This window comes from Sandaracinus amylolyticus (assembly GCF_021631985.1).
Classification (GTDB): domain Bacteria; phylum Myxococcota_A; class Polyangia; order Polyangiales; family Sandaracinaceae; genus Sandaracinus; species Sandaracinus amylolyticus_A.
In genome coordinates, this window is record NZ_CP070225.1 from 10,055,749 (window position 1) to 10,069,554 (window position 13,806).

Below are 13,806 nucleotides of genomic sequence, written 5' to 3' on the forward strand. Positions count from 1 at the left end.
CGCATCCGGATAGACAGGCGAACGTGCGCCTCGGCTCGGCCCCGGGAATCGTCCTCGCGCTGGTGATCGCGATCGCGCCATGCGCCGTGCGCGCGCAGGACGCGGACGCCGGCACACCGCAGGAAGCGCCGCGGCCCGCGCTCACCCCACCGCGTTTGATCGAGTCCCCGCCCGTCGAGCTGCCCGAGGGCGCGGAGCCCCTGCCGCCCGAGGCATCGGTCGAGCTCGTCATCACGATCGCGGCGGACGGAACGGTGAGCGACGCGCAGATCGCGACGCCGCTCCGGGAGGACGTCGACGCGCTCGTGCTCGAGGCCGCGCGCGGCATGCGCTTCGAGCCCGCGACGCGCGAGGGCCAGGCCATCCCCGCGCGCATCCGCTTCCGCTATCGCATCAGCGTGCCGGAGCCCGAGCCTCCGCCTCCGGTGGAGACGCCGCCTCCCGCCGAGGGCACGACGACCGAAGCGCCCGAAGGCACGGCCACGCCGCCCGCCGAGGGCGAAGACACCGAGATCGTCCCGCCGCCCGAAGAGACGCCGTCGTTCGGCGCGCGCGCGACCGTCGATCGTCCCGAGCCCGGCGCGACCACGCGCATCACGCTCACCGGCGCCGAGCTCAGCACCGTGCCCGGCACGTTCGGCGAGCCGCTGCGCGTCGTCGCGTCGCTGCCCGGCGTCTCGCGCTCGCCCTTCGGCATCGGCTTCTACGTCGTCCGCGGCGCGAACTTCAACAACACCGGGTTCATGATCGACGGCTTCCCGGTGCCGATCCTCTATCACTTCGGGTTCGGCCCCGCGGTCATCGCCAACGACTACGTCGAGCGACTGCGCTTCTATCCCGGCAATTACCCGGTCTCCTACGGTCGCTTCAGCGGTGGTCTCATCGCCGTCGACACGACCCAGCCGGTGCCGCGCGAGGTGCGCGCGGAGCTCTCGATCGACGCGCTGCGCGCCTCGGTGGTGCTCGCGTTGCCGTGGGACGACGGGCGCGGCTCGGTGTCGCTCGCGTTCCGCCGCTCGTACTACGAGCTGCTGCTCCCGCTCTTCATCGACGGGCTCACGCTCCAGTACACCGACTACCAGCTGCGCGCGCAGTATCGATTCGATCGCGGGTTCAGCGCGTCGGTCTTCGTCTTCGGCTCCGAGGACACGCTCGACCAGACCGGCGCGATCGCCGGCGGCGCGACCTCGGCGGGCTCGAACACCGCGATCACGATCAACTTCCAGCGCATCATCGCGCGCTTCGTGTGGCGCATCGGCGAGGGCTCGACCGTCACGCTCTCGGGCACGGTGGGACGCGACGGACAGTTCTTCGGCAGCGCGAACGTCGGTGAGGCGCGACAGCGCTTCGAGCTCGAGACGTTCAACACCGGTCTGCGCCTCGACGTCGCGCTCAACGTCGCGCCCTGGCTCGGCGTGAACACCGGTCTCGATCTCGCGGGGTCGACCACGCAGATCGACGTGACCGCGCCCGCGCCCTCGGGGCTCGGCGAGTATCCGCGACCGGTCTTCGATCCCCAGCTCATCCGGCTCACGTCGACCGCCGCGCGCGGCACGCCGGGCGCGTACCTCGAGGGCGTGCTGCGCTTCGACCCCGTCGAGGTGAGCCTCGGCCTGCGCATGGACGTGCTGCGCTACGGCACCTTGACCGAGGTCGCGCCCGATCCGCGCGCCGTCGCGCGCTGGCGGGTGCTGCCCGAGTGGTTGATCAAGGCGGGCTCGGGCCTCTTCACGCAGCCGCCGATCGCGGTGCAGACGATCTCGACGGGCGGAAATCCCGCGCTCGGTCCGACGCGCTCCTGGCAGAACTCGGTCGGCACCGAGATCGATCTGCCCTTCGACATCGACGTCGAGGTGAACGGCTTCTACTCGCACATGTTCGATCTCGCGCGCTTCTCCTCGGAGATCACGACCGGGCCCGACGGACAGCCGCGCCGCGAGTTCTTCCGCGCCGATCAGGAGGGCCGCGCGTACGGGCTCGAGGTGCTGATCCGTCGGCCCGTCACCGAGGGCTTCTACGCGTGGATCTCGTACACGCTCTCGCGCAGCGAGCGACGGCGTCTCGAGGGCTGGGAGCTCTTCAACCAGGACCAGGAGCACGTGCTCAACCTGGTCGCGAGCTACTACATCGACGGCTGGCGCTTCGGCGGTCGATTCGTGCTCGCGAGCGGGCGTCCCGTCGAGAACATCCGGGGCGGCGTGTACGACGCGGACGCGAACGACTACGACCCGACGTTCACCGGCACGACGAGCCGACTGCCGCTCTATCACCAGCTCGATCTGCGCGTCGATCGCGACTTCAACATCGACAACATCATCCGAGGCACGGTGTTCATCGAGGTGCTGAACGTCTATTACGCCGAGAACGCCGAGGGCCTCGTCTATCAGTACGACTACCAGCGCAGCGTCCCGCTGCCGGGCGTTCCGATCCTCGGCACGCTCGGAATCCGCGCCGCTTACGACCCGTGATGCGTGCCAATCGACTCCGATGCTCGATCTACGCGCTCGCGCTCCTCGCGACTGCGTGCACGGAGAGCCTCGACTCTCCGACGATCGTGCGCACTCCGCGCATCCTCGCGATCGTCGCTGAGCCTCCGGAGGCCGCGCCGGGCGAGGATCTGCTCGTCGACGCGATGATCTCGATCCCCGAGGACGTGGCGCGCCCGCTCTCGCTGCGCTGGCTCTCGTGCATCGACGCGGAGGAGGTGCTGCGCGCCAGCGGCTTCCGCGAGATCGAGCTGCCGGGCAGCCCCGAGTGCGACGAGCAGATGCTCCCCGAGGGCGAGCCCTACGTCGTGCGCGGCGAGCGCACCGAGGAGCTCGTCGAGACGCTGCGCGACCTCGCGATGCTCGGCGGCTTCGACGTGATGCTCTTCGAGACGCTGCTCGCGACGACCGGCCTCGCGTACTTCGTCGACGTGCAGGTGCTCGACGCGAACGGCGAGGTCGTGGTCGCAGGCTTCAAGCGCGTCGCGATGACGACGCGCGAGATGCCGACGACGAACCCGCCGCCGCCCACGTTCCTCTTCGGGCAGACGATGATCACCGCGACCGGCGAGCCCTTCGACTTCACGTGCGGCGCGGCCGACGGTGTCGTGCCCACGGTCGCGCCCGGCGCGGAGGTCGAGCTCGTCCCGGTGCTGCCCGAGGGCGCCGACGAAGAGCCCTGGCTCGAGACCTTTCCGATCTTCGACTTCACCGGTGGGCTCACCACCGCGCGCGAGAACGCGTACTACACGTGGCTCGCGACCGCGGGGCACATCTCGGAGTTCACGACGCGACCGCCGGAGCGCGCGAGCGAGTGGACTGCGCCCGACGAAGAAGGCTTGCAGACGCTGTGGCTCGTGGTGCGCGACGGACATCTCGGCGGCAGTGCGTGCCGGCTCGACGTCGTCGTCGCCCGCTGAGCGCCTTCGATCGACTCACCTCCTGCGCGACGCGCTGCGTCGAATTCCGCGGATTGGCGAGGCTCTTGCCACTGCACTGCTGCGTTCCAGTCGCGCGACGAGATCTCGCGTGATCCGGGCGCGCGCGCTCCAGATGCGAAACGCGCGCTTTGCAGTGATGAAAGAAGCCGACAGTCCGGAGGTGAGTGGATGGAAGCGGATCGGTGGATCGAAGAGCACATCGACGTCGTGCTCGATCACTACGCGACGCTGCGCCGAGCCGAGCACGCCGATCCGCGCCCGCCCGAGCTGATCAAGAAGCTGATGGAGCCCACCGTGCGTCAGCTCGTCGCGTCGCTGCGCGGCGAGTCGCAGTGGGGCGGCTTCATCGAGGAGCTCGTCACGCGCGTGCTCGCCGCGAAGCAGGCGACCGCGGCGAGCGTGTCCGAGGCCGCGCGCGTGATGTACCAGGCGGTCCAGCTCGCGTGGCAGGACGTCGACGCCGCGCAGCGCGAGCCGTGGAGGCTCGCGGTCTGCGAGCAGATGCTCCTCGCGAGCGAGCACGTCGCGTTCAGCCTCGACATGCACCTCGGTGCGCGCATCCGCGAGCGCAACGAGGCGCTCGCCGCGCAGGAGCGCCTGCAGCAGGAGGTCATCGACGCGCAGCAGGCGGCGATCCGCGAGCTCTCGACGCCGATCATCCCGCTGCTCGATCGCATCATCGTCATGCCGATCGTCGGCAGCGTCGACACCCGCCGCGCGCGCGACATCCTGCGCGCGCTCCTCGCCGGCATCCGCGAGCACCGCGCGCAGGTCGTGATCCTCGACGTGACCGGCGTCGCGGTGATCGACACCAGCGTCGCGAACCACCTCACGAAGGCGATCGGCGCCGCGCGGCTCAAGGGCGCGCGTCCGATCGTCACCGGGCTCTCCGACGCGGCCGCCGAGACCATCGTCGAGATGGGCATCGACTGGAGCGGCATCGAGACGCTGAGCGATCTGCAGACCGGGCTCTCGCTCGCGCTCTCGCTGGTCGGCTTCGAGCTCCGCCGCCGCGAAGGCGCCGGCGAAGCGCGCGACGCGCGGGCATCGTGATCTCGTCCGGCACGACGAGCGCGCGCTCCTTCGAGCAGATCGTGCGCGGCATCCTCGCCGCGCACCTCGGGCCGATCCACGCGGACACGGCGGTGATGAGCGCGTCGCGCCACCTCGGGGTGCAGCCGAGCCAGCTCACCGAGCGCGATCGCGATGCGCTCGCGACCGCGCTCGCGCGCCCGCTCCGTCTCTATCTCGACGAGACGAAGGTGCGGATCGTCCAGCGCGAGATCACGAACGCGCGCGTCGTGGATCACGGCTTCGCGAGCGCCGGCGAGGAGGCGCCGATGCGCCCGGTCGAGGCGCGGATCCGCGTGGAGGACGACGTGATCCGCGCGCGCGCCGAAGCGCGCGATCTCGCGGCGCGCGTCGGCTTCGATCCGGTCGACGCGATCAAGATCGCGACCGTGGTGTCCGAGCTCGCGCGCAACATCGTGATGTACGCGGGCACCGGCACGATCACCGTGCGTCCGCTCGTCGCGGCGCGCGGCCTCGAGATCGAGTCGGTCGACAGCGGGCCGGGCATCGCCGATCTCGACGCGATCCTCGGAGGTCGTTATCGCTCGCGCAAAGGGCTCGGCCTCGGGATCGCGGGGAGCAAGCGCCTGCTCGACTCGATGGACGTGACCACGGGGCCGACGGGCACGCGCATCGTCGGTCGCAAGAGGGTGCCTTGAGCGAGCGGCTCGGCAGCGACGCGTCGGCAGCGGGGCGCATCGCGCGCTTCGAGATCGCGGGCGCCGCGCGTGCGCTGCGCGGCCTCGCGTGTTGTGGCGACGCATGGGCTGCGATGCCCGCGGGCGCTGCGGGCGTGGTGCTCGCGGTCGCCGACGGTGTCGGTCACGGTGATGCGGCCCATGCGGCGAGCACGCGCGCGCTCGCGCTGGTGCGCACGCTGATCGCCGAGGACCCGCTGCGCGCGCTCACCGACGTGATCGCGCGCTGCCATGCCGCCGCGATGGGGAGCGTCGGGCTCGCCCTCCTCGTCGTGCGCGTCGCGCCGAGCGGCGTCGAGCTCTGCGGCGTCGGCAACGTCGAGGTGCGCTCCTGGCCCGCGCGCGAGAGCCGCGGCGTCTCGTACGCGGGCACGGTGGGATATCGCTATCGCACCACGCGCGCGTTCTCGTCGAAGCTCGAGCGCGGCGACGTGCTCGCGCTCAGCACCGACGGAGTGCGATCCACGTTCGAGCTCTCGCGCCCCGGTCCTTCTCTCTCGACCTACGTCGCGTCCGCGCTCGACGCGCACGCGCGCGACAACGACGACGCGACGCTCGTCGTCCTCCGCGACGCCGAGGACTGAACGTGTCCACGCACATCAAGAAGCTCGAGGATCTGCTCCTCGTGAACGTGCCCGCCGATCTCGCCGACACGCAGATCCTCGGGCTGCGCCGCGCGATCCTCGCCGGCATCGAGCGCGAGCGTCCGCGCTGGCTCCTGCTCGACTTCTCGGAGGTCGAGATCTGCGACTCGTTCTTCGGGCGCTTCGTCGAGACGATGGTCTCGATGGCGCGGCTCATGGGCATGCGCGTCGTGGTGTGCGGTCTCTCCGATGCGGTCGTCGAGACGATGGTCGAGATGGGCTTCGAGCTGCCCGACGTGACCAGCTTGCTCGACATCGACGACGCGCTCGCGTTCACGCGGCGCGCGCGCGCCGTGCAGCCTCGGTGACGATCGTCGTCGCGGTGCGCTGCGACGCCGATCGCGTGCTCGCGGTGCACCGCGCGCGGCAGCTCGCGCGCGGCCTGGGGTGGGGCGATCGGGATCGCTGTGCGTTCGAGACGATCGTCCTCGAGCTCTCGCAGAACCTGATCGATCACGCGGGGGGAGGGGAGATCCATCTGCGCGGGTGCGAGGACGCGGGGCTCGAGGTGATCGCGATCGATCGCGGCCCCGGGATCGCGCGGCTCGCCGATGCGCTGCGCGGCGGAGTGTCTCCGCGCGCCGGGCTCGGAGAGGGGCTCGCCGCGGTGGGCCGCCTCGGCCACGAGCTGCGCGTCACCACGCATCCGTCGCGCGGCACTGTCGTGCTCGCGCGCCGCTGGGCGCGCGCTCGTTGAGCACGGTGCTCGCGCGCCGCTGGGCGCGCGCTCGTTGAGCACGGTGCTCGCGCGCCGCTGGGCGCGCGCTCGTTGAGCACGGTGCTCGCGCGGCGCTGGGCGCGCTGATCAGAACGTGCCGCGCACTGCGACGCCGGTGGGCGTCACGTGCAGCGACGCGCTCGGCGCCTGCTCGCTCTCGTCGCCGCCCGAGTCGGCGATCACGAGCGCGAGCGAGACACCGCCGAGCACGACCGCCGACGCGATCATCACGTCGGTCGCGAGGCTGAGCGTGGCGGTCTCGTCGCGCGCTCCCTCGATCGCCGCGCGATCGCCGGGCACCACGCCGAGCTGCTCCTGCAGACGATCGTGGCTCTGCACCGCGAGCACCCCGGTGACGACCGCGCCGATCGCGACCGCGCCCGTGATCACGAGCCCGGTGATGCCGACGGTGCGCACCGGATGCGACTCCGAGCGCTGCTCGACCACGACCGTCGCCGCGATCTCGTGCAGCGTCACGTCGAGCTCGGCGGCCTCGCCGCCTGCGATCGTGATCGTCTCGCGCCACGGCTGGTGCTCGGGCGCGCGCACCTCGATCACGTGGCGGCCCACGTCGACGGGCAGCGGCTCCGCGAGCGGCGCGCGTCCGACCTCTTCTTCGTCGACGCGGATCTCCGCGCCGTCGACGTTCACGCGCAGCGCGATGGTGCCGGTGCGGCCGCGCAGCGTCGCGATCGCCTCCTCGACCTGCGCGCGTCGCTCCGCGTCGATGCGCTCGCCGCCCTGCTCCAGATACGCTTCGAACGCTCGCAGGGCCGCGACGTAGTGCCACATCGCGAGCTGCGTCTGTCCGATGTTGAACAGCACGTTGTAGGTCGGCAGCACGTCGTACGCGCGCTGGAACTCGATCATCGCCGCTTCGTAGTCGCCCTCTTCGTAGAGCGTCACGCCGCGCCGGAAGTGCGCGCTCGCCTCGAGCCGCTGTGCCTCGGTGGGACCGGCCTCGGTGGGACCGGCCTCGGCGGTCGCTTCGGCGGCCTGCGCATGCGCGGCGCCTGGCATCGCGCCGAGCATCGAGAGGACGAGGAGCGCCAGAGCCCAGCGCGCGATTCGTGAGGTCGTCATGTCCAGTGCGCTCTCTCGGCAATCAGGGCGTGGCGTAGGGATCGTCGGTGTCGATGGTGGGCAGTCGGCGGCGCGGCGCGACGAGGATCGATCCATCGTCGTCGCTGGCGGGCTGCGCTTGCGGCTGCGCGACGGGCGGTGCAGCGGGCGGGGCGCTCGGCGTCTCGGCGCGTACGATGGGCGCGCGCACCGGACGCGAAGGACGGCGACCACGCTCGTCCTCCTGGGCGACGGGCGCGTCGTCGGGCGCGGCCTGCAGCGCGACGGCGAGCTCGAGATCACGATCGAACGCGAGCGCGCGACGCTCGGTCACGTGACCCTCGGCCTGCACCGTGAGCACGTGCAGCGCCGCGTCCGGCGAGAGCGCGACGTCGAAGGGAAGGGCGATGCTCGCGCCGTCGAGCTCGGCGCGTGCCGTCTCCGGCTGCGCCGAGATGTGCACGCGGATGCGCGCTGCGGGCGCGACGTCGGAGGGCGCGCTCGCGCTGCTGGGTGCAGTCGGCAGCTCGGTCGATGCGTCCGGCGCCGAGCCCGCGGTGAGCGCGAGCGCGAGCCCGAGCGCGCCGGTGCCCGCCGCGAGGATCACGCCGATCGCGAGCATCGGCGAGGCGCGCCGGCGATGCGGCTCCGGTCGCGTCCGCGCGTCGGTGCGCACGGCGTCGCGCGCCTCGTCGGAGAGCGCGCGCTGCTCGGGCGAGAACGACGAGATCTGCTCGGAGTCGCTCACGCGCGGCAGCCGCGCGATCGCGACGTCGGTGGTCTCCGCGCTGTTCGCCAGTCGGATCTGCTGATCGACGAGCACCTGCATCTCGCGACGCTCGCGCTCGAAGAGCGGCTCGATCAGCTCGCCGAGCAGGCGCGGGTCGGTCGCGGCCGAGGTGTCCGAGAGGTACTCGTAGATCTCCTGCGCGAACTGCTCCGCCGTCGCCTGGCGATCCGTCGGCTCGAGCGCGAGCGCTCGCTCGCAGATCTCGACGAGCCGCACCGGCGTGTCGGGCGCGACGTCGCGCAGCTTCGGCTCGTTGCCCGACATGCGATTCGTGATGCGCTGCAGCTCGGGCACGTTCGCGCCCGCGAGCCGCTTCCCGGTGATCGCCTGCCACATCATCACGCCGAGCGGGAAGATGTCCGCGCGGTGATCGAGCGTGTCGCCGCGGAGCTGCTCCGGCGGCATGTAGGCGATCTTGCCCTTGAGCATCCCCTCGCGCGTCAGGCCCTCACCGCCCGCCGCCTTCGCGATGCCGAAGTCGAGCAGCTTCACCTGCCCGTCGTACGAGATCATGACGTTCTGCGGCGAGACGTCGCGATGCACGATGTCGAGCGGCGTGCCGTCGTAGCTCTTCAGCGTGTGCGCGTGATGGAGCCCGCGCGCGGTCTCCGCGAGGATCCGCAGCTGCATCGTGAGTGGCAGTGACTCGGGCGAGAGCCGTCGCTGGATCGCGCCGAGCGATTGGCCCTGCACGTACTCCATCGCGATGAAATAGCGGCCATCGTCTTCCCCGACTTCGTATGTCTGCACGACGTTGGGGTGATTGAGCTGCGCCGCGAGCCGCGCTTCCTGGAGGAACGATTGGATGAAGATCGGATCCTCGAGATCCTCGCGCATCATCTTGACGACGAGCAGCTTCTGGAATCCCGCTGGGCCCTTCGAGAGCGCGAGGAACACTCGCGCTTGCCCACCTTCGCCGAGCAGCGCGATCACGCGATATCGGCCGATCATGCGGCTGGAAGGCGCCGCCACTTCCGTGTCGTGCGCAATGCTCATCGGACGCCCGCGTGCTCCCCCCACCCAGTCACGTCCACTCCGGAGGAAATCTCCGCGTGGGCGCCCCGAGCCCGACGACAAAATACCCGCGTCCCAACGCGCGCATCAACCATTCTCCGCCCCCATTTCGTCACTCGCGCGAAACCGTTCGTACACACGACGCGCGCGGACCACATCCTGGCGCGCGGTGCGAACGAAATGAAATCGATCGTTTGCACGCTCGCGCCGTTCATGCACCGTGAGGCGCGCGACACCGACTCGGGGTCGCCGACTCGATAGCGAGGCATGGGGGAGAATGTCTGGCATGGTGGCCCACCACTCGACCGCCTGCGCGATCATTGCGCTGGTACTGCTCGGTGCGTGCGGAGGTGACGATCCGGAGACGGACGCGGCGCCCGTCGTCGGGAGTCGGGTGGTGTTGTCGGAGACGACGGCCACATCGACTCGCGCGACCTGGGGCGCTGCGACCGACGACGTCACGCCGAGCGCAGAGCTCGAGTACAAAGTCGTGATGAGCGCGGTGGCGGCCTCCGCCATCGACAGTGTCGAAGAGGCGGAGACGGTCGTCGGCGCAGGGCTCGTGCGCGATTGGACGCGCAACCTGCGCAGCGTCGAGATCGTCGGTCTGACGCCGAACACTGCGCACTACGTCGCGCTGCTCGTGCGCGACGAGGCGGGCCATCGCGCGCTCTATGCGCCGTCCGCGGTGACGACGGCGCCCGAGCTCTCGGCCGACAATCGCATCACGCGCTTCGCGATCACCTCGCTCACGCCCGAGGTGGTCGGTGAGATCGACGCGGACGCGTCGACGATCTCGGTCACGGTGCCGCGCGGCACCGATCTCACGGGCCTCGTCGCGACGTTCACGATCGCCGAGGGCGCGAGCGCGCGCATCGGCAGCGTCGCGCAGGTCTCCGGCACCACCGCCAACGACTTCAGCGCGCCCGTCGTCTACACCGTGACCTCGCAGAACGGCCTGACGCGCGACTACACGGTCGACGTCGAGCTCGCGCCGCCGGCGTCGGAGAAGCGACTCCTCACGTTCGCCTTCGAGTCGTTCGATCCCGACGCGGTCGGCGACATCGACGAGACGGCGCACACCGTGACGGTGTTCGTGCCGGGCGATGCGGACCTCACCGAGCTCGCCGCGACGTTCACCGCGACCTCGAGCGCGACGGTGCGCGTGGGCGACGTGGAGCAGGTCTCGGGCACGACGACGAACGACTTCTCGTCGGACGTGATCTACACGGTCGTCGCGGAGGACGGCTCGGAGCAGGACTACACCGTGAGCGTGGAGCAGGGCGCATCGTCGCTCGCCGCGCTCTCCGCGCTGACGCTCTCGCGCGGCACGCTCGGCGAGACGTTCGATCGCAATCGCACCGAGTACACCGCGACCCTTCGCTCGCCCTCGCTGACCGTGACCGCGACGACGTTCGATCCCGGCGCGACGCTCGAGATCGACGGCGCGACGGTCGCATCGGGCGCGGCGTCGGCTCCGATCACGATCGCTCACGGCACGCCGCGCACGATCACGATCGAGGTCACGGCGCCCGACGCGACGACGACGGAGACCTACTCGATCGTCGTCACTCACGAGCACCCGACGATCGTCGTCGAGGCGCCCGGGGGGACCGAGGCCGTCGAGGACGCGCACTGGGCCGACGCCGAGGTGTTCACCGACGCGGTCGACGATGCGATCGGGCGGGTGGGCGATCTGCCGCCGGACGTCTCGCTCCTGCGCGTGACCAACGACGCGACGAACCTCTACGTCGCGATCTACCTCGCCGGTGGCGCGCGCAAGGGCTGGAACAACGAGGCTTATCTGCTCATCGACACCGGCTCGACGAGCGGCGCGACGACGTTCACCTCGAATCCTCCTCTGCCCTGGGGCGACAAGGGATTCGAGACGTCGATCACCGTCGACTTTTCGTTCCACGCGCAAGGCAACGAGGCCGCCTTCGCCGCGTTCACCTACGTGGACGACGCGACTGCGGGCACCGGCGTCGAGTCGATGATCGGAGCCGACTTCAACTCGAGCGACGGAGTCCCGTTCTACGCCGAGATCCGGATCCCGCTCTCCCTCCTCGGTGTGAGCGCGGGGAGCACGATCCGCTTGATCACGCTCCAGAACGACTGGGACGGAATGGCGAACGGCGAGGTCGCCGACGTCCTGCCCGACTCCACCGCACCGCTCACCTCGGGTGAGAGCGTCGAGATGCTGGACCAGCACGTGAGCTACACCATCCAGTGATCGACGCGCATCTCGCTCGGAGAGCGCTGCTCGCGGCGCTGGCTGTTCTCGCGGGCGCGTGTGGAGGTGAAGCGCCTCCCGCCGTTCCCGACGCCGGCGTGCCTCGACATCGGGCCAACACCGATGTCGATTGGCGCGATCAGGTCGTCTATCAGATTCTCGTCGATCGATTCGAGAACGGCGATCCCACCAACGACGTCAACGTCGATCGCACGCGCGGAGCGCGATATCACGGCGGTGATTGGCGCGGCGTGATCGAGCGCCTCGACTACATCGAGGCGCTCGGCGCGACTGCGATCTGGATCAGCCCGGTCGTCGAGAACGTCGAGCTCCACGTCGACGCCGCCGGATATCACGGCTATTCGGCGTCCGATTTCACGCGCCCGAATCCGCACTTCGGCGATCTCGCGACCCTGCGCGAGCTCGTCGACGAGGCGCATCGGCGCGGGATCCTCGTGGTGCTCGACATCGTCACGAACCACATCGGACAGCTCTTCTATTACGACGTCGACGACGACGGCTCGCCCTCGTCCGAGATCCCCGGCGCGGGTGTCGCGCACACTTGCACGCGCGTCTGCGAGGCCGGTGCGTGCACGGCCGACGAGCTCGCCTACTGCCGCAGCGCGGGAGAGAGCCTCGACACCGTGAACGAGTGGGATCCCCTCTACGATCCGCGCGGCGTGCGCGCGATGGGGCGGCCCGACGCGCTCACCGAGGTCGAGTTCCTCGACTGGCCCGACATGAACCGTCGCGCGCCGCCGCGCCCTCCGCCGGAGCTCGACTGGCCCGACGATCTGCCGTGGTTCGACGAGAGCTCTTGGTACCACCGGCGCGGCCGGATCCCGCCCTTCTTCCCAGGGGGAGAGCTCTCTCGCCGCTTCGTGCGAGAGGCGGAGACGTACTCCGATTTCGGCGGAGGTCTCTGGGGTCTCGACACCGATCAGCCGATCGTCCAAGAGGCGCTGTTCCGCGTCTATGCGCACTGGGTCGAGGTCGCGGACTTCGACGGATTCCGCATCGACACCGTGAAGCACGTCGATCGGCCGGACCTCGACCCCGACGTGCGCGGCTTCTGGGGCGACTTCGCGCCGCGCATGCGCGCTCACGCCGCATCGCTCGGCAAGTCGTCGTTCTTCATGTTCGGCGAGGCGTTCGACGGAGACGACACGCTCGTGGGCGCGTACACGCGGCCTGGCACCGATGCGCGCGGCGGGTTCGCGCGGCTCGACTCGATGCTGCACTTCTCGAACAAGTGGCGCGTGTTCGACGAGGTCGTCCGTGACGGCGGCCCGACGCGCAACGTCGAGTGCGTGCTCGCGGCGCGACGCGGCGCCGCCGAGGAGATCGAGTGGTGTCGCGGCCGCGGCTTCGCGACCGGCGCGACCTACCACACGCGCTCGGTCGCTTCGCGTGAGCGCGGCGGGACGGGCGTCGCGCCGAGCGAGCAGCTCGTGACGTTCATCGACAACCACGACGTGCCGCGATTCCTGAGCACGGGTGCGAGCGTGGAGTCGCTGCACGCCGCGCTCTTCCATCTGCTCACGTGGGACGGAGTGCCCTGCCTCTATTACGGCACCGAGCAGCTCTTCGACGGCGGCGCCGATCCCGCGAACCGCGAGGACATGTGGGACGGCAATCCTGCGCGCGGGCTCGCGCCGTTCGACACCGAGAATCCGACGTTCGAGCACGTCCGCTCGCTGATCGCGCTGCGGCGCGCGCATCCCGCGCTCCGTCGCGGGCGCACCACGATCCGCTGGGCGACCGACCGCGAGCGCGGCGCGTCGGACCACGGTCTCCTCGCGTTCGAGCGCGAGACCACGGACGAGACGCTGCTCGTCGTGCTCAACACCGCGGCCGATCAGACGTCGACCACGTGCACGACGCCCTCGACGCCGAGCACGTGCATGCGCACGTCGTTCGCGCCCGGTACGCAGCTGCGCGACATCGCCCCCGGCGCCCGAGACTCGACGCATCGAGTCGGTGAGGGTGGTACTCTGATGCTGACCGTGCCCGCTCGGAGGGGGATGATCTTCGCGCGCGTCGGTGGCGAGGACGAGCCGTGAAGACGAGACACGAGTCACGAGGGGGATGTGTGCGAGCGATCGACGGACGGATTGGCACTCTCGTAGCGAGCGGATTGGCGCTCTCG

Annotated in this window: 11 protein-coding genes; 9 read left to right on the forward strand and 2 right to left on the reverse strand. The window is 70.4% G+C overall.

Going from position 1 to position 13,806, the window contains the following annotated elements:
- The first annotated feature begins 23 nt into the window (after positions 1 to 23).
- The 7 genes from I5071_RS42795 (at position 24) to I5071_RS42825 (ending at position 6,537) form a co-directional block, all read left to right on the forward strand.
- Entirely contained in the window at positions 24 to 2,468 is a 2,445-nt protein-coding gene (locus I5071_RS42795) for a TonB family protein (protein WP_236519176.1), read from the forward strand.
- On the forward strand, positions 2,468 to 3,406 hold the full coding sequence (locus I5071_RS42800; RefSeq protein WP_236519177.1) for a hypothetical protein: 939 nt from the start codon (positions 2,468 to 2,470) through the stop codon (positions 3,404 to 3,406). The genes I5071_RS42795 and I5071_RS42800 overlap by 1 nt, the downstream gene beginning before the upstream one ends.
- A gap of 189 nt (positions 3,407 to 3,595) precedes the next feature.
- Positions 3,596 to 4,480 (forward strand): STAS domain-containing protein, encoded by an 885-nt coding sequence (locus tag I5071_RS42805; protein ID WP_236519178.1) that lies wholly within the window; start codon positions 3,596 to 3,598, stop codon positions 4,478 to 4,480.
- Positions 4,477 to 5,157, forward strand: a complete 681-nt coding sequence (locus I5071_RS42810) for an ATP-binding protein (RefSeq protein WP_236519179.1) — start codon at positions 4,477 to 4,479, stop codon at positions 5,155 to 5,157. Before I5071_RS42805 ends, I5071_RS42810 begins: the two co-directional genes overlap by 4 nt.
- Positions 5,154 to 5,780: a SpoIIE family protein phosphatase gene (locus I5071_RS42815; protein WP_236519180.1), complete on the forward strand. Its 627-nt coding sequence runs from the start codon at positions 5,154 to 5,156 to the stop codon at positions 5,778 to 5,780. The genes I5071_RS42810 and I5071_RS42815 overlap by 4 nt, the downstream gene beginning before the upstream one ends.
- Before the next feature lie 2 nt (positions 5,781 to 5,782).
- Positions 5,783 to 6,148 carry an STAS domain-containing protein gene (locus tag I5071_RS42820; RefSeq protein WP_236519181.1) on the forward strand — a complete coding sequence of 122 codons (366 nt, stop codon included), beginning with the start codon at positions 5,783 to 5,785 and terminating at the stop codon, positions 6,146 to 6,148.
- Positions 6,145 to 6,537 (forward strand): ATP-binding protein, encoded by a 393-nt coding sequence (locus tag I5071_RS42825; protein WP_236519182.1) that lies wholly within the window; start codon positions 6,145 to 6,147, stop codon positions 6,535 to 6,537. The genes I5071_RS42820 and I5071_RS42825 overlap by 4 nt, the downstream gene beginning before the upstream one ends.
- A gap of 108 nt (positions 6,538 to 6,645) precedes the next feature.
- Here the strand turns inward: I5071_RS42825 and I5071_RS42830 are convergent, their stop codons facing one another.
- The gene (locus tag I5071_RS42830) at positions 6,646 to 7,641 is read right to left on the reverse strand and encodes a PEGA domain-containing protein (protein WP_236519183.1); all 996 of its coding nucleotides are present in this window, start codon (positions 7,639 to 7,641) and stop codon (positions 6,646 to 6,648) included.
- Positions 7,642 to 7,663: 22 nt separating this feature from the next.
- Positions 7,664 to 9,361, reverse strand: a complete 1,698-nt coding sequence (locus I5071_RS42835) for a serine/threonine-protein kinase (RefSeq protein WP_236519184.1) — start codon at positions 9,359 to 9,361, stop codon at positions 7,664 to 7,666.
- A 556-nt stretch (positions 9,362 to 9,917) separates the two neighbouring features.
- Here I5071_RS42835 and I5071_RS42840 point away from each other — a divergent pair.
- Together I5071_RS42840 and I5071_RS42845 are read left to right on the forward strand one after the other, a co-directional pair.
- Entirely contained in the window at positions 9,918 to 11,657 is a 1,740-nt protein-coding gene (locus I5071_RS42840; protein WP_236519185.1) for a cadherin-like beta sandwich domain-containing protein, read from the forward strand.
- The gene (locus I5071_RS42845) at positions 11,654 to 13,720 is read left to right on the forward strand and encodes an alpha-amylase family glycosyl hydrolase (protein WP_236519186.1); all 2,067 of its coding nucleotides are present in this window, start codon (positions 11,654 to 11,656) and stop codon (positions 13,718 to 13,720) included. The genes I5071_RS42840 and I5071_RS42845 overlap by 4 nt, the downstream gene beginning before the upstream one ends.
- Positions 13,721 to 13,806: the final 86 nt, after the last annotated feature.